The organism is Novosphingobium mississippiense, assembly GCF_044029535.1.
Taxonomy (GTDB): domain Bacteria; phylum Pseudomonadota; class Alphaproteobacteria; order Sphingomonadales; family Sphingomonadaceae; genus Novosphingobium.
In genome coordinates this window covers 1,918,812-1,940,039 of the sequence record NZ_CP147001.1, presented here as the reverse complement: position 1 = coordinate 1,940,039, position 21,228 = coordinate 1,918,812, and the positions used below count along the sequence as shown (strand labels likewise).

Genomic DNA, 21,228 nt, shown 5'->3' with positions numbered 1-21,228 from the left:
TTAGTTATCAATCGTTGAGGAAGAGTGGATGGCGGAAATAATTTCCTCCGGAACGGCGATATCTGCCTGAGGCCTGCCTTGGGCAGCGGTGGGGTGGCGAAGCGAACGAATGACTCCTAAGGAAGCGCGGGTGAGCGAGCTTCCGATCCATTCCGTGCTTCCCGACTTGCTGGCCGCACTGCGTGCCGGGCCACGCGCGGTGCTGATCGCGCCGCCCGGCGCGGGCAAGACAACCGCTTTGGCCCCGGCGCTGCTGGCGGAACCCTGGTGCACGGGCAACGTCATCCTGCTTTCACCCCGCCGCGTCGCCGCGCGTGCCGCTGCAGAGCGCATGGCCGCGCAACTGGGCGAACAGGCGGGCGAGACCATCGGCTATGTCACCCGTCTGGACATCAAACGGTCTGCCCGCACGCGGGTGGTGGTGATGACGGAGGCGATCTTCGTCGCCACGATCCTGGCCGATCCGGAGCTGTCGGGTGTTTCGGCCGTGCTGTTCGACGAAGCGCACGAGCGCCATCTGGACAGCGATCTGGGCCTGGCCCTTGCCGTCGAGGCGGGGGAAGTGCTGCGCGAGGATGTGCGGATCGTCGTCATGTCGGCAACGATCGACGGCACCCGCTTTGCCCGCCTTTTGGGCGAGGCGACTCCGGTGATCGAGAGCGAGGGCAAGGCCTGGCCGCTCACGTTTCGTTGGCTGGGTGGATCGCCGGATCTGCGCATCGAAGAGTCTGTTGCCTCTGCCGTGCTCACCGCATGGCGAGAGCAGGAAGGGGACATCCTGGCCTTCCTGCCCGGCGTGCGCGAAATCGATCGCGTGGCGGAAAGGCTGGCGGAACGGCTTCCGCAGGCGCTTGTCCTGCCGCTCCATGGTCAGTGCGAACCCGCCGCCCAGCGCGCGGCGATTCGCCGTGACGGAGAGGGGCGCCGGCGCATCGTGCTGGCCACGGCGATTGCCGAAACCTCGCTGACGCTGGATGGAGTGTCGGTGGTCGTCGACGCCGGCCTTTCGCGCCGGGCGGAGTTCGACAAGGCCGCGGGCGTTACTCGGCTGGTTACCCATCGCGCCAGCCGTGCTTCGGCGGCACAGCGAGCGGGCCGCGCCGCGCGTCAGGGGCCGGGCGTTGCCTATCGCCTGTGGGAAGAGGCCGCGCATCCGGGGCGGCCGGAATTCGATCCGCCGGAGATGCTGACCAGCGATCTGGCGCCGCTGACGCTCTCATTGGCGCAGTGGGGGGCGGGCGATCCGGCGGCAATGGCCTGGCTCGATTCGCCGGCGGCGCCTGCACTGGATGCGGCACAACGTCAGTTGGAAGCACTGGGCGCGCTGGATGGCGAAGGGCGGATCACCGATTTCGGCCGCAAGGTTGCCAGTCTGCCGATGGATCCGGCGCAAGCGGCGATGATTCTCCATGCGGTGGAATTGGGTGCGGCCGGCCCGGCGGCGAAGCTGGCGCTGCTTTTGCAGGAGCGCGGGCTGGGCGGGCGGAGCGAAGACCTGTCGCAACGTCTGTCACGCTGGAATGCCGACCGTGCGCCGCGCGCGGAATCGTCGCGCAAGCTGGCGGCGGGCTGGGCGAAGCGCGCACGTGCATTGGTAGAGGCGCCGGACCAAGGCGAAGATGTGCCCGCCGGCGTGCTGCTGGCACTGGGGCGCCCGGACATGCTGGCGCGACGACGCGACGCGAATGGCGAGAACTGGCTGTCTGCGGGGGGCAGGGGCTATGTGCTCGATCCGGCATCGCCCCTGGCCACGCGCGAATGGATGGTGATCGGCGATGCGCAAGGGCAGGCGCGCGGCGCGCGCATCCTGTCGGGCGCGATGCTCGAATCGAGCGAAGTCGAGCAATGGCTGTCCGACCGGATCGAGCGGCGCTCGATCCTGCGGTGGAACGAATCGGAAGGGCGGGTGGAAGCGCGCCTGGAACGGCGGATCGGTGCGATCACGCTGGCTTCCGGCCCCGATCCTGCGCCCGATCCGGCGGCGATCGCGGCGTTTCTATTGGAGCGCGTGCGTGAGAAGGGGCTGGACCTCGTACCATTCGGCAAGGGCGCCCAGGCCCTGCTGCGGCGGGCACGCTATGCCGGGATCGAGGCGCTGTCCGAAGAATCACTGCTGGCCGATCTCGACGACTGGCTGGGCCCGCTGCTGGGCCGCCGGCTCGATGCGATCGACAAGGCTGCACTGGGTGATGCGCTGCGCAACCGTATGACCTGGGACGATCAGCAGAAGCTGGAAAAGCTGGCCCCGCCGGAATTCCGCAGTCCTGCCGGGAGCAGCCACGCCATCGATTATGAGGATGAGGGCGGCCCTAGCGTGGAAGTGCGCGTGCAGGCGTTATTCGGGCTGGATCGACACCCAAGCTTCGGCCAACCGCCGCAGCCGCTTCTGCTGAAGCTGACCTCGCCGGCTGGTCGCCCGATCCAGACCACGCGCGATCTACCGGGATTCTGGCGGGGATCGTGGCGGGATGTGCAGCGCGACATGAAGGGCCGCTACCCCCGACACCGCTGGCCGGACGAGCCGTGGACCGAGGATCCCAGCCTGAAGACCAGAAATGCATTCGAAGCATCGCGCGGCAAATGATTTGCGCTTGATTCTCTCCCCAATTCGACGGCAAAGCGCATTCCCATGAGTGCACGCATCTATCAGCGCCCGAAGAACGCCATGCAGTCCGGCAAGGCAATGCTGGATCAGTGGATCCTCGAATTCGTCCCGGCAGAGGCGAAGAAGCCTGACCCGCTGATGGGCTGGGCCGGTTCCGGCGACACCCAGCAGCAGGTGACGCTTAAGTTCCCGACCGTGGAAGAGGCCAAGGCCTATGCCGAGCGCTACGGTATCGAAGCGGAAGTGCACGCCACGCCGCCGCGCCGCCTGAAGATCCAGGCCTACGCCGACAACTTCCGTTGATCGCACGCGCCTGAGGGCGCTCGTTTTCGCAGCAATCGGCCCGCGTTTCCGCCCATGGAAACGCGGGCCGATGCCGTTTTGGGCGAAGGCGGTCGCGCGCGATTTTCCTGCATCCCGGGGCTGGACAAACCTGAAACGCACCGCCATATGCCCGCCCGGGAGTCGGGTGGACGTTTGCGTTCGCCAACTTGGTCAGGTCCGGAAGGAAGCAGCCACAACGGATTGCGGCGGGTCGCCCGGCTCCTTCAGCTAACATTGCAAAACACCCCCCTCAGTGGGGCCCATGCCGCCGGAACGCGGCATTTTTTGTGCGCGGCTGTGGAGCAAATCGCTTTCCTCCTGACAATTCCGCCCCCAGCCCCTAGTTTGGCAGGCGATGGACGATTCACGCGACATGTTCGGCGACAGCCCGCCCTGGAACGACGGGGACGAGGAAGAGGCCGCACCGACTTCGGCGGAAATGGAGGCTGCCGGTCAGGTGTCGATGTTCGGTGATCCCGAACCGGCGCCTGAGCCCGTGGCAGAGCCGGAGCCTGTCGCAGTCGAGCCCGAACCTGAACCTGAACTCAAGGCCGTGGAGTCTGCGGCGCCTGCTGCCGCGCCCGCTGCTCCGGCCGCTCCCAAGGCGCCTGCAGCAACCGCCGCGCAGCCTTATCGTGTGCTGGCGCGCAAGTACCGGCCGCAGAGCTTCGGCGAACTGATCGGGCAGGAGGCGATGGTCCAGACCCTGGCCAACGCGATCAAGCGTGACCGGCTGGCCCATGCCTTCCTGATGACCGGCGTGCGCGGTGTCGGCAAGACGTCGACCGCGCGCCTGATCGCCAAGGCGCTCAACTGCATCGGCCCGGACGGGCAGGGCGGGCCGACCATCGATCCCTGCGGCCAGTGCGAGCCGTGCCAGGCGATTGCCGAAGGCCGCCATATCGACGTGATCGAAATGGACGCCGCCTCGCACACCGGTGTCGACGACGTGCGCGAGATTATCGAAGCGGTGCGCTATGCCGCCGTTTCGGCACGCTACAAGATCTACATCATCGACGAAGTCCACATGCTTTCTCGCAATGCATTCAATGCCTTGCTGAAGACACTTGAGGAGCCGCCGGCACACGTGAAGTTTCTCTTCGCGACGACCGAGGTGGACAAGCTGCCGGTCACGGTGCTGTCGCGCTGCCAGCGTTTCGACTTGCGGCGTATTCCTGCGCCGATGCTGGCCGAGCACTTCGCCAAGGTCTGCGGGCTGGAAGGCGTTGAGGCCGAGGGCGAGGCGCTGGCGATGGTTGCCGCCGCCGCCGAAGGGTCCGTTCGTGACGGGCTTTCGATTCTCGATCAGGCGATCGCACATGCCGACCTGGACGGCGAGGGCAAGGTCCGCGCCGAAACGGTGCGGGACATGCTGGGGCTGTCCGACAAGAGCGTGCAGCGCAACGTCATTGCCGCGATTCTCGACGGCAAGGGGCCGGATCTGCTGGCGCTTGTGGCGCATCAGTTCGCGCTGGGCGTGGAGCCGATCGCGATCCTGCGCGGGCTGATGGACCTGATGCACCGCGTGGCCGTGGCACAAGTTGCCGGCTCTGCGCACGATGTCCATTCCGCCGAGGAACGCGCCGCGATCGAGGGCTGGGCCAAGGCGCTGAAGGCAGGCCAGGTTCACCGGATCTGGCAGCTTCTGCTGAAGGGGCATGAAGAGGTGAAGTCGGCGCCCGATCCGCTGGTGGCGGTGCAGATGGCACTGTTGCGGATCATGCACGCGGCAGACATGCCCGATCCCGGCTCGCTGGTGAAGAAGCTGGAGGATCTGGCGGCCCGTGCGCCAATGGCCGCGCCGGCCAGCGACGGCGGCGCTGCTGCCGCCGGTCCTGCACCGGCTGCGGTCGCGTCCCCGGCGATGACGGCGAAGCGTTGGGAAGAACTGGTCGAGGACGTGGAGCACGCGGGTGAACTGTCGACCGCGAATACCATGCGGATGCAGGTGCGCGTCGTCGAATTGGGGGGCAGCCTGCTGCGCTATTCGCAGCCGCCGGGCTTCAGCGAGGATATCGCGGCGGTCTTGCGCGCCAGCCTTTCCAAGGCCACGGGCGAACGCTGGGAAGTGTTCAAGGTCAGCGAAGAGGGCGCGCCCACGCTCGTCGAACTGGCCGAAGCCCGGAAAAACGCCGATAGCGATGCGGTGAACCAGCATCCGCTGGTGGTGGCGACCAAGGCCGCGTTCCCGCAGGCCGAAGTGATCGAGGATGAACGCCCGCTTGCCGTTGGCGGCGGTGCACGCAATTGGAGACGTTGAGATGAAGTCCATGGAAGAGATGATCCAGGCGGCGCAGCAGGCCGCCGAGACCATCCAGAAGCAGATGAGCGAGACCCAGAACAAGCTGGATTCGCTGGAAGTCGAAGGGCTTTCGGGCGGTGGTCTCGTCAAGATCCGCTGCTCGGCCAAGGGCCGCGTCATCGGCGTTGCGATCGATGACAGCCTGATGGTTCCGGGCGAGAAGCAGATGCTGGAGGACCTTGTCGCCGCTGCCTACAACGACGCGCGCGTCAAGGCGGACTCGGTTGCGAACGAGGAACTGGCCAAGGCCCAGCAGGGCATGGGCCTGCCGCCGGGCTTCAAGCTGCCGTTCTGATTCGAGGCCATAGATTTGCGGTATTCCGTGCCGCGGTTCCCAGCCTGAATGCGATTTGCACCGCCCCGGGAATGCACCGCGATTATTGCGGGGCCGTTCCCGGGGCGGTGTTTTTTGCGGCTTTCGATGGTGCTGCAGCGATACAGGGTGGCATAACGTCCCATTTCCGGAACATCCGCGCTGTCGGAAACAATGCCTTCGTTGCGGAATTTCTACCCTGACAATAGGGATTACCGTGGAGGCGAAAGGCAAGCGCTTCCACAGTCTTTCGCGGCTATTCCATTGCGTGTTTCGCGATTGACCCCATATCTATCGCAAATGGCTGGGAGTCCGAATGGGCTTCGGCTCGTATAGAATTGGATATGCTCTTGAACCTGCTTCCGTTGCTGCCCCTGCGCGATATCGTCGTGTTTCCCGGCATGGTCGTCCCGCTTTTCGTCGGTCGCGAGAAATCGGTGGCCGCGCTGGAAGCGGCGATGGCGGGGGAGAAGGATATCTTCCTGCTCGCCCAGCTAGACCCCGGCTGTGACGATCCCGAGCGAGACGACCTTTACGATACCGGCGTGATCGCCAGCGTTCTGCAACTGCTCAAGCTGCCCGACGGCACCGTTCGAGTGCTGGTCGAAGGGCAGGAGCGTGCGCGCCTGAACAGCCTTCAGGCCGAACAGAGCGCCGAGGGCGAGATGCTGGTGGCCGAAGTCGAGCGGATCGAGACCGATACGGCCGAGGGCACCGAAGTCGCGGCGATGATGCGCTCCGTGGTTGAGCAGTTCGGCGAATATGCGAAGCTCAACAAGAAGCTGTCGCAGGATGCCGGCGAACAGCTTGGCGATATCGACGATGCCGCGCGTCTGGCCGATACCGTTGCCGCGCAGCTTTCGGCCAAGGTGGCCGACAAGCAGGCCGTCCTGTCCGAACCCGATCCGCTGAAGCGGCTTGAGATGGTCTACTCCTTCATGGAAGGCGAACTTGGCGTCCTTCAGGTGGAGCGCAAGATCCGTGGCCGCGTGAAGCGTCAGATGGAGAAGACCCAGCGCGAATATTACCTGAACGAACAGCTCAAGGCGATCCAGTCGGAGCTGGGCGGCAGCGATGGCGAGGAAGCCAATGAGCTGGCCGAGCTTCAGGAAAAGATCGAGAAGACCAAGCTCTCCAAGGAAGCGCGCGAAAAGGCGACCGCAGAACTGAAGAAGCTGAAGTCGATGCAGCCGATGAGCGCCGAGGCGACCGTCGTGCGCAATTACCTCGACGTGCTGCTGGGCCTGCCCTGGGGCAAGAAGAGCAAGCTGAAGCGTGACATTTCCGAAGCGCAGACGATCCTCGATGCCGATCACTACGCGCTCGACAAGGTCAAGGACCGCATCGTCGAGTATCTGGCCGTTCAGGCGCGCACCAACAAGCTGAAGGGGCCGATCCTGTGCCTCGTCGGCCCTCCGGGTGTCGGCAAGACTTCGCTCGGCAAGTCGATCGCCAAGGCGACCGGGCGCGAGTTCATCCGCCAGTCGCTGGGCGGCGTGCGTGATGAGGCCGAAATTCGCGGCCACCGCCGCACCTACATCGGCTCGCTGCCGGGCAAGATCGTGACGAACCTGCGCAAGTCGGGCAAGTCCAACCCGCTGTTCCTGCTCGACGAGATCGACAAGCTGGGTCAGGACTTCCGCGGCGATCCGGCTTCGGCGCTGCTGGAAGTGCTCGACCCCGAACAGAACGCCAAGTTCCAGGATCACTATCTGGAACTGGATATCGACCTGTCGGACGTAATGTTCGTCTGCACCGCGAACAGCCTGAACCTGCCGCAGCCGTTGCTCGACCGCATGGAGATCATCCGCCTCGAAGGTTATACCGAAGACGAGAAGGTCGAAATTGCCGAGCGTCACCTGGTTCGCAAGCAGGTGGAGGCGCACGGACTGAAGAAGGGTGAATTCACCCTGACGCAGGACGGTCTGCGCGACCTGATCCGTTACTACACCCGTGAAGCCGGCGTGCGTACGCTGGAGCGCGAGATCGCCAAGCTGGCGCGCAAGTCGCTGCGCCAGATCCTTGAGGGCAAGGCCAAGGAAGTGGTGATCACGCCCGAGAACCTGGCCGATTTCGCCGGCGTGCGGAAGTTCCGCCATGGCGTGGGCGAGGAAGAGCACCAGGTGGGTGCCGTCACCGGCCTTGCGTGGACCGAGGTGGGCGGCGAACTGCTGACGATCGAAAGCGTGACCGTGCCCGGCAAGGGCGCGATCAAGGCGACCGGCAAGCTGGGCGAAGTGATGAACGAGTCGATCCAGACCGCGTTCAGCTTCGTGCGCGCTCGTTCGCCCGCCTATGGTATCAAGCCTTCGGTCTTCAACAAGAAGGACATCCACATCCACCTGCCCGAAGGTGCGGTGCCGAAGGATGGCCCTTCGGCCGGTATCGGCATGGTCACCTCGATCGTCTCGACGCTGACCGGCGTGCCGGTGCGCAAGGACGTCGCCATGACCGGCGAAGTCACCCTGCGTGGCCGCGTGCTGCCGATCGGCGGGCTGAAGGAAAAGCTGCTGGCTGCTCTGCGCGGTGGCATCACCACCGTGCTGATCCCGGAAGAGAACCGCAAGGATCTGGCCGAGATCCCCGAGAACGTGAAGCAGGGGCTGGACATCATCCCGGTCAGCCACGTTGACGAAGTGCTGGCCAAGGCGCTGGTCGACCCGCTTACCGCGATCGAGTGGACCGAGGCCGACGAACTGGCTGCCGCTCCGCCGCAGACTCCGGCACCTTCCGCCACCGCGCACTGAGCCGGCGGATAAGTAAAACGGGAAGGGCGCCGGTCGATCCGGCGCCCTTTTCCTTTGGCCGGAACTCAGCCGGGCAGCGGTCGCTATCCGCCCGGCATTTCCGCGAAGCCTACGCATTTCTGATGAATTGACGTCGACTGCCCCAAGAGCGCACTCTTCGCCGAACATTGGCGGAGGGGCCCATGGCGACGACGGCGGACGCGCATGTTCCGGTAGAACTTGCACCCGTGCACGGGCGGCAGCGGATCGAGAGCCTCGATGTGCTGCGGGGCATCGCGATCCTCGGCATCTTCTACATGAACATCCCTTTCATGGGGACGAACCTTTCCGCATGGATGCCGGACCCGCGACGGCTGTCGTGGGAGCCGGCCGATCAGGCGACTTGGGCCGCGATCCGCATATTCTGGGACGGCACCCAGCGCGGCCTGTTCGAATTCCTGTTCGGCGCGGGCGTGTTGGTCTTCACGGCCAAGGCGATGAAGCCGGACGATCCGGTGGCGGTTGCGGACTTGTTCTATCGCCGTAATCTCTGGCTGATCCTGTTCGGCCTCGTCGACATTTTCGTGGTGCTGTGGATCGGCGATATCCTGCTGGTCTACGGGCTTTCCGCGTTGTTCCTGTTCCCGTTCCGCAAACTGCCGCCGCGGGCATTGCTGGCGATGGGACTGCTGTTCGCGCTGGCCAGCGCCATCGGCTGGCCCGGTGGCGGCGGAATGGTGGGCTATGGCGAGCGGGTGGACATGCTGCGGGAAGCCTCCCGGATCGAGGCGAGGGAGCAGGCCGGCGGGACGCTGACCGAGCAAGAAAGCGAGACAATCAAGGAGTTCCGCAAGAAGCGGGACTCGATCGATCTTTCCAAACCCATTCCGAAGGAGCGTCAGGAGAAGATCGCGGCGGAGCGCAAGGCCTTCAACGGCACCCCGCTGGACATGGCGCAGTACAACTGGGGCGTGTGGAACAAGGTATTCGGTGCGGGTAGCGGCACTTTCTTCGGCGTGCTGGAAGCGGTCTGCGCGATGTTCATCGGCATGGCGCTGTTCAAGTGGGGCGTGATCCAGGGTGCGCGATCGGCGCGGTTCTATCTGGTGATGGCGATCTGCGCCTATGCGGTGGGCTGCGGCTTGCGGGCCTTGGGCCTGCACGAAATCTTCCGCTTCACGCTGGAGCCGAAGATCGGCTGGATCACGGAGGAGTTCGCGCGGCTCTGCGTGACGCTGGGCCATGTGGGGCTGTTCAATCTGCTGCTGCTGACGCGGCCGGGGCGGTTGCTGCTTGCGCCCTTCAAGGCGGTGGGGCGCATGGCCTTCACGGTCTATATCACCACCAGCACGGTGATGATCTGGTTCGTCTTCGCGCCCTGGGGGCTGGGATGGTGGGAGCGGTTCGGCTGGTTCCACCTCATGGTACTGGCCACCGCGTTCAATCTGCTGATGCTGGTGCTGGCCAATCTTTGGCTGCGCTACTTCGTAAGCGGGCCGCTGGAGTGGGTCTGGCGCTCACTGTCCTATTGGAAACGCCAGCCGTTCCTGCGTCGCAAGGGACAACCGCTGGCACCATTGGCGTCGGGAGGGGACGGTGAGGCGGTCTTGCCCGCGTGACGGCCATTCCGTTGCCTGAGTGGCGCTGAAACGGCAATTTTCGATCGCGATACAATCTCTTTGCGCAAGCGGTTTGCGCAGTCTCTTGCCATGGCCGCGCTGTGCCTGTAACGGGCCGCTTCCCGTGCCGCGTCCTTGCCGCGCGGGATTTGCATGAAGGATCTTGAAATGGGTTACCGGGTTGCCGTCGTCGGCGCGACCGGAAATGTCGGCCGCGAAATGCTCAACATCCTTGCCGAGCGTGAGTTCCCCTGCGACGAGATCGCAGCGGTGGCTTCGTCGCGTTCGACCGGGACCGAGATTGAATTCGGCGAAACCGGCAAAATGCTCAAAGTAAAGAACATCGAGCACTTCGATTTCACCGGCTGGGATATTGCGCTGTTCGCCGCAGGGTCCGAGCCGACCAAGATTTACGCGCCGAAGGCCGCTGCCGCAGGCTGCGTGGTGATCGACAACTCGTCGCTCTACCGCATGGATCCGGACGTGCCGCTGATCGTGCCGGAAGTGAACCCGGACGCCATCGATGGCTACAAGGCGCGCAATATCATCGCCAATCCCAACTGCTCCACTGCGCAGATGGTCGTGGCGCTGAAGCCGCTGCACGACAAGGCCACGATCAAGCGCGTCGTGGTTTCCACCTACCAGTCGGTTTCCGGCGCGGGCAAGGCGGGCCTGGATGAACTGTTCGAACAGAGCCGCGCGATCTTCGTGGGCGACCAGGTCGAAAAGCGCAAGTTCACCAAGCAGATCGCCTTCAACGTGATCCCGCACATCGACGTCTTCCTCGACGACGGTTCCACCAAGGAAGAGTGGAAGATGATCGTCGAGACCAAGAAGATCCTCGATCCGAAGATCAAGGTGCAGGCCACCTGCGTGCGCGTGCCGGTCTTCGTGGGCCACTCGGAATCGCTGAACATCGAGTTCGAGAACGAGATCTCGGCCGAGGAAGCACAGGACATCCTGCGTGAATCGCCGGGCATCATGCTCGTCGACAAGCGTGAGGACGGTGGTTACGTGACCCCGATCGAAGCCGTGGGCGACAGCGCGACCTACGTCAGCCGCGTGCGTGAGGATCCGACCGTCGAGAACGGCCTGGCGCTGTGGTGCGTTTCGGACAACCTGCGCAAGGGCGCAGCCCTGAACGCGGTGCAGATCGCCGAACTGCTGGGCCGCCGTCACTTGAAGAAGGGCTGATGCGGCGGGCTTCGGCCTGAACCGAACACGAAAGGGTCCGCGAGGCACTGGCTTCGCGGGCCCTTTTCGTTTGGGCGGCCCCAGAGGGACAATTGAGTCCCAATGCTCTGATCGAAGCCGACGGACCGATCAAAAGCCCGGCGGTCCGAACCAAAGCTCGTCATCCCCGCGCAGGCGGGGATCCCGCTTGTTCTTGCAGTGTCGCCGGAAGGAAGCGGGGCTCCCCACCTGCGGGGGGGCGACGAAGCGCTTGCAGGAGTTTGTGTAACTAGGGCCTAGAGCCGCTCCATCCGCAGCCATTGCGGATCGCCCAGCCATGCGCGGCTGAACGCCTGTCGTGCCGCGGCCGCCTCAGCCGCGTGCCCTTGCGCTTCCTCGGCCTGGGCCAGCCCGTAGAGCGCCCAGGCATTGTTCGGGGTCTGCACCAGCGCGGCGCGGAAGGCGGCGCCGGCCTCGGCATAGCGGCGGTCCATGTAGAGCGCGGCGCCCAGCGACTGGCTTACCGGGAAATACCAGTAGGGTGGCTCCTGATAGGGAATGCGCTGCTCGATCGCGATGGCCTGACGGTAATGCTCTGCCGCTTCACCGTAGCGGCCGGATGCGACGGCGAGGCGGCCGCGCGCGACATGGTCGGCCAGCGTCAGCAGATCCGGCGCGGGCATTCCTTGCGCCACCATCTCCGCCATCGCCGGGGATGCCTTGGTTGCCGCCATGGCGGCAAGTTCGCGGTCGAAACCCGCGCGGTCCTTGCGCTGCGCCTGCGCCACGGCGCGGGCGTAGTGGTGCATTCCCGTGGCATAGGCGAGCCGCGCGTCGGGGGCGGGCAGGGCAAGGATATCGGCCGGCGCGGCGAACTGCGCCATGGCGAAGTAGGGCGCAGCGTCGACCGCCTGAAACCACGCGATCCGCGCCGAAGTCTCGGTATCGAGGAGCGTTCGCAGCCGCTGCGCCTCGCGGATCGCGGTGCCCATGTCGCCCGCCATCTGCGCCGAAGTGACGATGAAATGGACGTTATGCGGGTAGTACCCATAGCGGACGAGGCCATTGTCGCCGGCGTCGCGGATATAGGTTTCGTCCGCGCGGGCGGCGGCGACATTGGTGCGGATCGAATCCGCCTGCCGGCCCAGTACCTGATAGATATGCCCTGGCATGTGGACGAGGTGGCCGGCACTGGGCACCAGTGGCGCGTCAAGCCGGTCCGCTGCCGCTTCGGCGCGTTTGGGGTCGGACGCTTCGAGCAGGTGGATGTAGAGGTGCGCGGCTTGCGCGTGCTGAGGATTGCGGCCGATGACGGTTTCCACCAGCCGCACGGCTTCTCCACTGCGGCCGATGGGGGTTTTTTTGTCCGCCTGCCAATAGTTCCACGGCGTCGTGTCCATGGCGGCCTCGGCGGCCAGCACGGCCACGTCGTCCTGCGCGGGAAAGCGTCTGGCTGTCTCGATCATGGCATCGGCGTAAGTCGCGTCGAGCGCGGCGCGATCTGCGGCGGGATCGCGCGAATAGCGCTTGGCCACCGCTTCTATCAGCGCGCGTTCGACGGGGGTGACGGTTCCGCGCAGCGCCATCGCCCGGTCCATTGCGGCCAGCGCAGCGGGCCGGTCGCGCTCGTCCATTGGAACGTTGATATTGGGGCCCAGCGCGACGGCCTCTCCCCACCAGCACATCGCGCAGCCGGGATCGAGCCGCTGCGCCTCCCGGAACGAGCGCACCGCGCCGGCATGATTGAAGCCGTAGGCCAGCGTCAGCCCCTGATTGAAATAGCGCTGCGCCTGCGGGTCGCCGGTGGAAACCGGAAAGCCGGATCGCGTGAGATCGTCGTAGAGCGGGATCGTCCGGCCGGTGCTGGCGGGTGCCGCCACGGCGGTGGAGATCAGCAGGCGCTGCATCAACGGCGCACTGTCCCGGCCACCGTCGCAAGTATTTTCGGCAATCCGGCCGGGATCGAGCAGGTCCAGCAAGGCAGGCGAGATCGCACTGTCTGGCGCGAAGCTCGCAAGTGCGAGACCCATGCTCGTCACGGCCGCTGTCTTTAGAGATCGTTTCATGGCGAAACTCTCTGGATTGCGGTTCGTTTTGCGGTTCTACCAAGGCGTATCCCCCGCCTCAATACGAGGCAGCGCCCAGCGGAAGGCCATTAAGTGATGTTGCCCATCGTCCATTGGAGTGATTGCGAGAGGTACGCGCGTTGATGGTGGAGCACCTGATCGCGCGGTACGGCCTTGCCGGCCTGTTCCTGGGGGCCGGGTTTGAAGGGGAGACGGTCACCGTGATCGGCGGGCTGATGGCGCACCGCGGGCTGCTGGCCTATTGGCCCGCCGTGGCCGCCGCGTCGGCCGGATCGTTCGTGGCGGACCAGTTGTTCTTCCTGATCGGGCGGCGCTTTCGCGGGCACGGGCTGGTGCGCAAGGCGCAGGCCAAGCCGGCCTTCGCCAAGGCGCTGGCGGCGTTCGAGCGGCACCCGGTGATTTTCACCTTTGCCTTCCGCTTTCTCTATGGACTGCGCACCGTCAGCCCCATGGCCATTGGCACCACGCGTTTGCGAACGACGACGTTCCTGGGCATCAATGTGGTTGCGGCGGCGGTGTGGGGGTTGGTCTTCGTATCGTTGGGATACTTCTGCGGGCAGGCGGTGGAGACCCTGTTCGGGCGCATCCATGCGCTGGCGCCGTTGATCGGCGGCGTGGTTGCCCTGGCCGTGCTGATCGGCATCGCCGGACACGTCCTGCACAAATGGCGTGGCGACGCCTGAGCGCTTGCCCCGGCGGCATCGCGGTTCCATCTAGGGCCCACCCAGACCAAGGGAGGATACGATGTCCGATACCGATGCCAGCCAGGCGCTGGCCCTGATCGTCAGCCGCCTGAAGACGTTGTCCGCCATGCTCGACAAGGCCGAGGGGCTTTGGGTGGGCCGCGATCTCGACATGCTGGCCGCCGCGCGCGTCGCGCCGGACATGCATCCGCTCAGTTGGCAGGTTGCCGCCACGGTCACGCAGGCGGAGCTGTTCCTGGGCTGGTGCCAGGGTGAGGATCGATCGAACTCGGTAACGGCGCCCGACAGCTGGAGCGCGGCGAAGGCGATGCTTGCCAAGGGCCTTGCCGATGCGGAAGCGGGCGTGACGGCGGGGCTGGTCATGCCGGAAAAGCGGCATATCCGGCTGGAGGCCATCGGCATGTGCCTGGATCTTTCCGGGCAGCGCTATCTTGACGACTGGATCCTGCCCAACCTCTATTTCCACCTCATCACCATGTACGCGATCCTGAGGATGCAGGGGCTGGAGTTCGGCAAGGCGGACTTCATGGCGCATGTCATCGGTGATATCCGGCCGATCCAGCCGCAGCCGGTATGACCGTTTCCATGAGCGGCGGCTGCCAGTGCGGCCGCATTCGCTACACGGCGGAGGTCGATCCCGAAAAGGCCTATCTGTGCCACTGCAAGATGTGCCGCCGCGCCACCGGAAACGTCTCCACCGCCTTCATCAATCCACCGCGACAGAACGTGACGTGGCACCATGAGCCGGATTGGTATCAATCCTCCCCCATCGCGCGCCGGCCGTTCTGTTCGCATTGTGGTACGCCGCTGGGGTTCGAATTCCTGGAGGGCGCGACGAATATCGACCTGACCGTGGGCAGTTTCGACGATCCCACGCCGTTCCGGGCTGAGCACAACTATGCCACGGAATCCCTGCTGCCGGCATGGGCTGACGTAAGGCATCTGCCCGGCTACACGAGCGCGGAGAATCCCAATGTGATCGATCGCTGGAAGGCGGCCGGCATGGCGCCGCCCGAATGATCGATCGTCCCATAAAGCAGGCGAATTTTCAGTGAGCGAAGCGAAGATCGAATATCTCGAAGGCTATGCCGGCACGCGGCTGGCGGTGCATGTCATGGGCGATCACGGCGCGCGGCCGTTGCTGCTGCTGCATGGCCTGTTCTCCAGCGCGGACGTGAACTGGATCAAGTATGGCAATGCCAAAATCCTGGCCGATGCCGGGTTCGAGGTGTTCATGCCGGACCTGCGCGCCCACGGGCAGAGCGGCGCGCCGCATGATGCGGAGGACTATCCGGGCGACGTACTGGTGCGCGATCTGAAGGCGACGGTGGAGCAGCTTGGCCTGTCCGACTTCGACCTTGGCGGCTTTTCGCTGGGCGCGCGGACTTCGGTGCGTGGCGTGCTGGCGGGGCTGGCGCCGCGCAAGCTGATCCTGGGCGGCATGGGGCTGACGGGCCTGTCCGGCTGGGCGCGCCGCTCGGCGCATTTCGTGGATGCCATCGACCGTTTCGGCACGATCGAGCGGGGCGACAAGGCTTTCGTGGCGCAGGCCTTCATGAAGTCCATGAACATCGACCGCGTGGCCGCGCGCCTGCTGCTGCAATCGGTGGACGACACGCCCGCCGATGCCATCGCTCAGATCGCGATGCCCACGCTCTGCATCTGCGGCAAGGATGATCACGACAATGGATCCGCGCCAGAACTGGCGGCAGCGCTGCCCGATGGGCACTATGTGGAAACGCCGGGCAATCACATGTCCTCGGTGACGTTCAAGGACATGGGCCGCGCCATGGCGGCGTTCCTGCTGGATTGAGGGCGAGGGGGGAACTCTCCCCTGCCTCCATAAAACCCGTCATCCCCGCGCAGGCGGGGATCCCGCTTGTTCTTGCGGACGTAGCGCGAAGGAAGCGGGACCCCCGCCTGCGCTGGGGCGACGACGATTTGTAGGGGGCGGCCGCAACAAAGCATTTCGCGTAAGATTGTATGCCGGCCGGGAAATTATCCGGCATCCGTAACCCTACACGGTTGATCTCACGGGAAGCCCGGCTAGTCTCCGGCGCCATCAGAACATACCAAGAGGGCACCCCCATGAAATTCGCATCCACCGCGCGCGCGGCGCTGGCCGCCGGGCTTTGCTTCGGCCTTGCCGTTCCGGCTTTCGCCAAAGAAGCCAAGGCGGACTATCCCGTCACCGCCGCCGGCGCCGCGCAGTTCATTGCCGATGCCGAAAAGGATCTGTTCCCCGCCTCGGTCGACAATGCGCGCATCAACTGGGTGAACTACACCTATATCACCGACGATACCGATGCGCTGGCGGCGCAGTCGAACGCGGCGATCACCGAAAAGCAGGTGGCCTACGCGGTGGAAGCAGCGAAGTTCGCGAACATCCCGAACCTCGATCCCGATGTCGCCCGCAAGCTGGGCATCCTGCGCCAGGGCATCGTCCTGCCGGCACCGACCACGCCGGGCGCCGCCGATGAGCTGAGCACGATCTCCACCCGCCTTGCCTCCACCTACGGCAAGGGCCGCGGCACGCTGGATGGCAAGGAAATCAACGGTTCGGACATCGAGGCGGAGATGGGCAACCTCTCGCACACGCCCGCCGAATTCGCGGAGATGTGGACCAGCTGGCACAACAACGTCGGCGCGCCGATGAAGAACGACTATGTGAAAATGGTCGGCATCGCCAATCAGGGCGCCAAGGAACTGGGCTATGCCGACGTCGGCGCGATGTGGCGTTCGGGCTACGACATGTCGCCCGAGCAGTTCTCGGCCGAGACGCAGCGCCTTTGGGAAGAAGTGAAGCCGCTGTACCTGGCGCTGCATACCTACGTCCGCCACAAGCTGAACGAGAAGTACGGCGATGCGGTGCAGCCCAAGACCGGCCCGATCCGTGCCGACCTGCTGGGCAACATGTGGTCGCAGGAATGGGGCAACATCTACCCGCTGGTGGCTCCGGCCGGCGCGGGCGATCTTGGCTATGACATCGGCGCGCTGCTGAAGGCCAAGGGCAAGACCCCGCTGGACATGGTGAAGTATGGCGAGGGCTTCTATTCCTCGCTCGGCTTCGCACCGCTGCCGGAGACGTTCTGGAAGCGCTCGATGTTCGTGAAGCCGGCCGACCGCGAGGTGATCTGCCACGCCTCGGCCTGGGATATCGACAACAAGGACGATGTGCGCATCAAGATGTGCACCAAGGTGAATTCGGAAGACTTCGTCACCATTCACCACGAATTGGGCCACAACTACTACCAGCGCGCCTACAACCAGCAGCCGTTCCTCTACCTCAATGGCGCCAACGACGGTTTCCATGAGGCGATCGGCGATTTCATCGCGCTGTCGATCACCCCGCAGTACCTCGTCCAGATCGGCCTGCTCGACAAGGACAAGGTGCCCAGCGCGGACAAGGACATCGGCCTGCTGCTGCGTCAGGCGATGGACAAGGTGGCGTTCCTGCCGTTCGGCCTGCTGATCGACCGCTATCGCTGGGGTATCTTCGACGGTTCGATCCAGCCCGCCGACTACAACAAGGCCTGGACCAAGATGCGCGAGGACTATCAGGGCATCGTGCCGCCTTCGGCCCGTCCGGATGACGGCTTCGATGCCGGCGCCAAGTTCCACGTGCCGGGCAACACGCCCTACACGCGCTACTTCCTGGCGCGCATCTTCCAGTTCCAGTTCTACGAAGCCGCGTGCAAGCAGGCCGGCTGGAAGGGCCCGCTGCACCGTTGCAGCTTCTACGGCAACAAGAAGGTGGGCGAGAACCTCGACCGCATGTTGAAGATGGGCATGTCCAAGCCCTGGCCGGAAGCGCTGAAGGCCTTCACCGGCAGCGACAAGCTGAGCGCGAAGCCGATGCTGGCCTATTTCGCGCCGCTGCAAAAGTGGCTGGACGAGCAGAACAAGGGTGAGAAGGCCGGCTGGTAACGGCCAGATCGCCTGAACGGGAAGGGGGCTCTCCGCCGATGGGTGGAGGGCCCCTTTTCGGTTCTACTGCAGGGCAGGCATCCACTTCGGTCCGCTGTTGCTGGCGGCGGCATTGGTGAGGTTGCCGATCCAAAGAGACTTGTGGCCCGAACGCGGCAGGATGTGGCCGGAGAAGCGGAACGTCACGAAGCGCGGATGGCCAGCCAGAACGCCCGAAAGCGCGGCAGTGGCATCGCGGGAGAGTTCGAAGCGGTTGCGGCCGCTGTGGTCGTCGCAGCCGGGGGCCTGAAGCGATAGGCCGTCCACGCCGGAAACCAGCACGGCCTGGCCCTGGACGGGGCCGGATATGGACGAATTCACGTTCCAGCAGGAACCAAGATCGGCGGCGGGCTTTAGTTCCGAACAGCCGGTGGCTGTCAGCAGAAGCAGGCTCGCAAGAGAAACGCCGGCACGGGCAGCTTTCATAAGCAGTCTTGTCCTCTTCCCAACTTACGGCCGACTTTCGCGGCCTTCTTTTTCGGGGAGGATGACTTGCCTTTTGCCGTCTGGCAACTGGCCTTGGAAAATCGCGCGTTTGCGGTGTTCCGCGGTGAGGCGGCAAAGAGATCGGGGAGCCGGATGAAACCGGCTCCCCTTTCCCGTGACGAAATCAGAAATCGGCCGAAATCAGAAGTCGACGGTGATGCCGGTGAAGAAGGTCCGGCCGTAGACGTCATAGGTCGTCGGATACGTGTTCGACTGTTCCTGGTTGTCGCCCAGAATCGGCGGCTTCTTGTTGAACATGTTGTTCATGCCGATGTTCCAGGTGAAGCGCTTGGCCACGTCGATGCTCGCGGAAAGGTCGAAGTAGTCGTAGGCCTTGATCTTCTCGACGCTGTATTCCGTCGAGGAATTGTCGTCCTTGACCGGCGAGAGGTGACGCCAGGCGAGCGACAGGGTCTTGCCGTCGGTCGACCAGGTCGCGCGGCCGTTGAGGCGCCACTTGGCATAGACGTTGCCGCACAGCAGGCCGAACTTGCCGGCGCAGTCGACGGTCAGGTCGGACAGGGCGGCGATCGGCTTGAACGTCCAGTTCAGCAGGCGGGTGCCGCTCATGCGCAGCGTCAGCTTGCTGGAATCGTGCACGCCGAAGGCCATCGGGATCGCGTACTGCAGGTCGAAGTCGATGCCGTCGGTCTTCACGCCGCCGGAATTCGACAGGTTATCGACCGCGCCGGTGATCGTGTAGCTGTTGCTGTCACGCGGCAGCAGCGAGCAGTAGCTGGTGTCGTAAGGCGTCCAGCCGTTCGATGCGGTGCCGTAGCAGGCCGAGAGGATGTTGGACGTGCCGGCGGCGGTGATGAAGTTGTCGATCTTGATGTGCTAGTAGTCGACGGTGAGCGACAGGCCCGGGATCGCGCGCGGCTGGATCATCGTGCCGACGGTCCAGGTGTAGGCGGTCTCTTCGCGCAGGTTGCGGTTGCCGCCGTTGTAGCTGTCGATCTGTGCGTCGCCACCGTTGTATTCGGTGCCGATCAGGTTCGACGGGATGCCCGAGGACAGGCAGCTTGCGTTGAGGCTGGCGTTGGTCAGCGCGGTCGCGGTCGAGCAGGGGTCGGTCGCCGTCTCGAAGTTTTGCGCGCTGCCGCTGTAGAGGTCGTTCACGGTTGGCGCGCGCACCGCGCGCGAGAACTGGCCGCGGAAGCTGATGTCCTTGACCGGCGCCCAGACGAGGCCGAGCGAGAACGTGCTGACCTGATCGGCCGCCGTCGAATAGTCCGAGAAGCGGTACGATCCGTTGAATTCCAGACGATCGACGAAAGGCTTGTCGGCCAGCAGCGGCACGAAGGTTTCCGCGAAGAGTTCCTTCACGTTGTACCCGCCCGAGGTCGGCTCGGAGGCGTTGAAGCCGATCACGTCACCCGAAGAGAGCGCTTCGTCCGGATTGAAGCTGCCGTGTTCGTTGCGGTATTCCGCGCCGAAGGCGATGCTGGCGGCACCGGCGCCCAGATCGAACAGGTTGTCGTTGGTGATCGCGCCGCTGGCGACCTTCTCGGTGATGGTGGAGCGGTTCACCGTGTCGATCGAGATGAAGTCGGCCGCTTCCTGGCTGATGTTGCCGGCGCCGAAGATGTTCAGCGGAACGCAGCCGTTGCTGGTGTCCGAACAGACCAGATTGCCGCTGGAATCGTAGGTCGTCATCAGGGCCTGCTGCACGCGGCTGGCCGAGACGTTGCCGTACTGGTGCTCCACCTGCTTGGTGCGGGCATAGCTGAAGTACGCGTCGTAGTTCCAACTGCCGGTGATCTGGCCGCGCGCACCGATCAGGCCGCGATAGGCCTTGCTGTCCATGTTCGAGATGCGGTCGCCCACTTCCGACAGACGGCGGTAGACCGAGGCCGAAGTGTAGCCGTCACCATCGGTGTCGTAGCTGGAGAGCAGCGACTGGGTGTCGGACGACAGGAACGAGGAATCGGTGTCGAGCGAGTAGGTGCCGGTCAGCGGCGTCGGTGCCAGCTGGTTCTTTACCCGGTTATGGATGAACTGGCCTTCGCCGTAGAGCGTTAGGTGATCGCTGACGTCGAAATGGGCCTGGGCCGAGAGCAGGACGCGCTTTTGCGGAACCTGCAGGTAGTTTTCCGAGGCGTAGTTATAGGCATCGGCCGAAGTGTAGGGCGAATAGCTGCCGTCTTCGCCGAACTTGTAGTTGTTGCCGCCCAGCGCGATGCGGCCGGCCGGGATCGAGCTGGAACCGCCGGCGGTCAGGCCGCCCGCGCCATCGTCCGTCTGCGCCACCGAGGTGTAGCTGCGGCCCGACTGCAGGATCGACTTGCGGCGCGTGTAGTCGCCATAGACGGTGATATTGCCGCGGCCATCGGCGAAATTTTTGCCCACGAGCAGGCCGCCATTGTACGTCGCGCCATCGCCTTCGCCGGTCAGGCGATAGTTGGCGTTGGCCTGTACGCCATCGAAGTTTTGCTTGGTGACGAAGTTGACGACGCCGGTAACCGCGTCCGATCCGTAAACGGCGGACTTGCCGCCGGTCATCACGTCCACGCGCTCGATCAGTGCGGTGGGGATCGTGTTGAGGTCGACGATCTGGTTGGTGTCGTACGAGACGTAGCGATGGCCGTTCACCAGCACCAGGGTGCGTGCCGCGCCCAGGCCGCGCAGGTCGGCCGTGGCGACGCCGCCGCCGGGGTTGTTCGACGCGGCGGTCGAGCCCGGCAGGATCTGCGGCAGATCCTTCAGGATGTTCTCGACGTTGACCTGACCCGTCAGCTTCATCTCCTGGGCGGAGACGGCCATGATCGGCGCGGCCTGTTCGAGGTTGGGGTTGGACAGGCGCGAGCCGGTGACAACGATCGCGCCGCCTTCGGGTTCGGCCGCCGCGCCGGAAGTGGCGGCGGTGTTGTCCTGGGCCTGTGCTGCGACCGGCAGACCCATGAGGAGCGTGGACGCCAGCAGA

Annotated in this window: 14 protein-coding genes, 1 other RNA gene and 1 pseudogene; 13 read left to right on the top strand and 3 right to left on the bottom strand. The window is 64.7% G+C overall.

Features of this window, described 5'->3' with window-relative positions:
• The first annotated feature begins 130 nt into the window (after positions 1-130).
• The 8 genes from hrpB (at position 131) to WBP06_RS09045 (ending at position 11,083) form a co-directional block, all read left to right on the top strand.
• Complete coding sequence (hrpB, locus tag WBP06_RS09080) at positions 131-2,584, top strand: ATP-dependent helicase HrpB (RefSeq protein WP_395326862.1); 2,454 nt, start codon at positions 131-133, stop codon at positions 2,582-2,584.
• 45 nt (positions 2,585-2,629) lie between these two features.
• The gene (locus tag WBP06_RS09075; RefSeq protein WP_395326861.1) at positions 2,630-2,908 is read left to right on the top strand and encodes an ETC complex I subunit; all 279 of its coding nucleotides are present in this window, start codon (positions 2,630-2,632) and stop codon (positions 2,906-2,908) included.
• Positions 2,909-3,063: 155 nt separating this feature from the next.
• An RNA gene (gene ffs / locus WBP06_RS09070) (signal recognition particle sRNA small type) lies at positions 3,064-3,158 on the top strand.
• Positions 3,159-3,284: 126 nt separating this feature from the next.
• A complete protein-coding gene (locus WBP06_RS09065; protein WP_395326860.1) occupies positions 3,285-5,189 on the top strand; it encodes a DNA polymerase III subunit gamma/tau in 1,905 nt (634 codons plus the stop codon).
• Between the two features lies 1 nt (position 5,190).
• On the top strand, positions 5,191-5,526 hold the full coding sequence (locus tag WBP06_RS09060; RefSeq protein ID WP_395326859.1) for a YbaB/EbfC family nucleoid-associated protein: 336 nt from the start codon (positions 5,191-5,193) through the stop codon (positions 5,524-5,526).
• Positions 5,527-5,888: 362 nt separating this feature from the next.
• Complete coding sequence (gene lon, locus WBP06_RS09055; protein WP_395326858.1) at positions 5,889-8,291, top strand: endopeptidase La; 2,403 nt, start codon at positions 5,889-5,891, stop codon at positions 8,289-8,291.
• Positions 8,292-8,473: 182 nt separating this feature from the next.
• Positions 8,474-9,889: a DUF418 domain-containing protein gene (locus WBP06_RS09050; RefSeq protein ID WP_395326857.1), complete on the top strand. Its 1,416-nt coding sequence runs from the start codon at positions 8,474-8,476 to the stop codon at positions 9,887-9,889.
• A 168-nt stretch (positions 9,890-10,057) separates the two neighbouring features.
• Positions 10,058-11,083 (top strand): aspartate-semialdehyde dehydrogenase, encoded by a 1,026-nt coding sequence (locus WBP06_RS09045; protein WP_395334108.1) that lies wholly within the window; start codon positions 10,058-10,060, stop codon positions 11,081-11,083.
• Between the two features lie 275 nt (positions 11,084-11,358).
• On the opposite strand, the gene WBP06_RS09040 is transcribed toward WBP06_RS09045, so the two are convergent.
• Positions 11,359-13,128 (bottom strand): hypothetical protein, encoded by a 1,770-nt coding sequence (locus WBP06_RS09040; protein ID WP_395326856.1) that lies wholly within the window; start codon positions 13,126-13,128, stop codon positions 11,359-11,361.
• Positions 13,129-13,250: 122 nt separating this feature from the next.
• On the opposite strand from WBP06_RS09040, the gene WBP06_RS09035 reads away from it, so the two are divergent.
• From WBP06_RS09035 to WBP06_RS09015, 5 genes are all read left to right on the top strand, one after another.
• Positions 13,251-13,832 (top strand): DedA family protein, encoded by a 582-nt coding sequence (locus tag WBP06_RS09035; protein WP_395326855.1) that lies wholly within the window; start codon positions 13,251-13,253, stop codon positions 13,830-13,832.
• 61 nt (positions 13,833-13,893) lie between these two features.
• On the top strand, positions 13,894-14,430 hold the full coding sequence (locus tag WBP06_RS09030; RefSeq protein WP_395326854.1) for a DUF1993 family protein: 537 nt from the start codon (positions 13,894-13,896) through the stop codon (positions 14,428-14,430).
• Positions 14,427-14,873: a GFA family protein gene (locus tag WBP06_RS09025; RefSeq protein ID WP_395326853.1), complete on the top strand. Its 447-nt coding sequence runs from the start codon at positions 14,427-14,429 to the stop codon at positions 14,871-14,873. Before WBP06_RS09030 ends, WBP06_RS09025 begins: the two co-directional genes overlap by 4 nt.
• Before the next feature lie 94 nt (positions 14,874-14,967).
• Positions 14,968-15,666, top strand: coding sequence for an alpha/beta fold hydrolase (locus WBP06_RS09020; protein WP_395334106.1), 699 nt, complete (start codon positions 14,968-14,970; stop codon positions 15,664-15,666).
• A gap of 275 nt (positions 15,667-15,941) precedes the next feature.
• Positions 15,942-17,780 carry a M2 family metallopeptidase gene (locus WBP06_RS09015; RefSeq protein ID WP_395326852.1) on the top strand — a complete coding sequence of 613 codons (1,839 nt, stop codon included), beginning with the start codon at positions 15,942-15,944 and terminating at the stop codon, positions 17,778-17,780.
• A 63-nt stretch (positions 17,781-17,843) separates the two neighbouring features.
• Here the strand turns inward: WBP06_RS09015 and WBP06_RS09010 are convergent, their stop codons facing one another.
• Both WBP06_RS09010 and WBP06_RS09005 read right to left on the bottom strand, forming a co-directional pair.
• Complete coding sequence (locus WBP06_RS09010) at positions 17,844-18,245, bottom strand: hypothetical protein (RefSeq protein WP_395326851.1); 402 nt, start codon at positions 18,243-18,245, stop codon at positions 17,844-17,846.
• Positions 18,246-18,446: 201 nt separating this feature from the next.
• Positions 18,447-21,206 (bottom strand): annotated as a pseudogene (locus WBP06_RS09005) (TonB-dependent receptor domain-containing protein).
• Positions 21,207-21,228: the final 22 nt, after the last annotated feature.

Excerpts from the sequence above, each read along its gene's own strand:
- WBP06_RS09075 (WP_395326861.1), top strand. The coding sequence starts at position 2,630 with ATGAGTGCACGCATCTATCAGCGCCCGAAGAACGCCATGCAGTCCGGC.
- WBP06_RS09065 (WP_395326860.1), top strand. The coding sequence starts at position 3,285 with ATGGACGATTCACGCGACATGTTCGGCGACAGCCCGCCCTGGAACGAC.
- WBP06_RS09060 (WP_395326859.1), top strand. The coding sequence starts at position 5,191 with ATGAAGTCCATGGAAGAGATGATCCAGGCGGCGCAGCAGGCCGCCGAG.
- lon (WP_395326858.1), top strand. The coding sequence starts at position 5,889 with ATGCTCTTGAACCTGCTTCCGTTGCTGCCCCTGCGCGATATCGTCGTG.
- WBP06_RS09050 (WP_395326857.1), top strand. The coding sequence starts at position 8,474 with ATGGCGACGACGGCGGACGCGCATGTTCCGGTAGAACTTGCACCCGTG.
- WBP06_RS09045 (WP_395334108.1), top strand. The coding sequence starts at position 10,058 with ATGGGTTACCGGGTTGCCGTCGTCGGCGCGACCGGAAATGTCGGCCGC.
- WBP06_RS09040 (WP_395326856.1), bottom strand. The coding sequence starts at position 13,128 with ATGAAACGATCTCTAAAGACAGCGGCCGTGACGAGCATGGGTCTCGCA.
- WBP06_RS09030 (WP_395326854.1), top strand. The coding sequence starts at position 13,894 with ATGTCCGATACCGATGCCAGCCAGGCGCTGGCCCTGATCGTCAGCCGC.
- WBP06_RS09025 (WP_395326853.1), top strand. The coding sequence starts at position 14,427 with ATGACCGTTTCCATGAGCGGCGGCTGCCAGTGCGGCCGCATTCGCTAC.
- WBP06_RS09020 (WP_395334106.1), top strand. The coding sequence starts at position 14,968 with ATGGGCGATCACGGCGCGCGGCCGTTGCTGCTGCTGCATGGCCTGTTC.
- WBP06_RS09015 (WP_395326852.1), top strand. The coding sequence starts at position 15,942 with ATGAAATTCGCATCCACCGCGCGCGCGGCGCTGGCCGCCGGGCTTTGC.
- WBP06_RS09010 (WP_395326851.1), bottom strand. The coding sequence starts at position 18,245 with ATGAAAGCTGCCCGTGCCGGCGTTTCTCTTGCGAGCCTGCTTCTGCTG.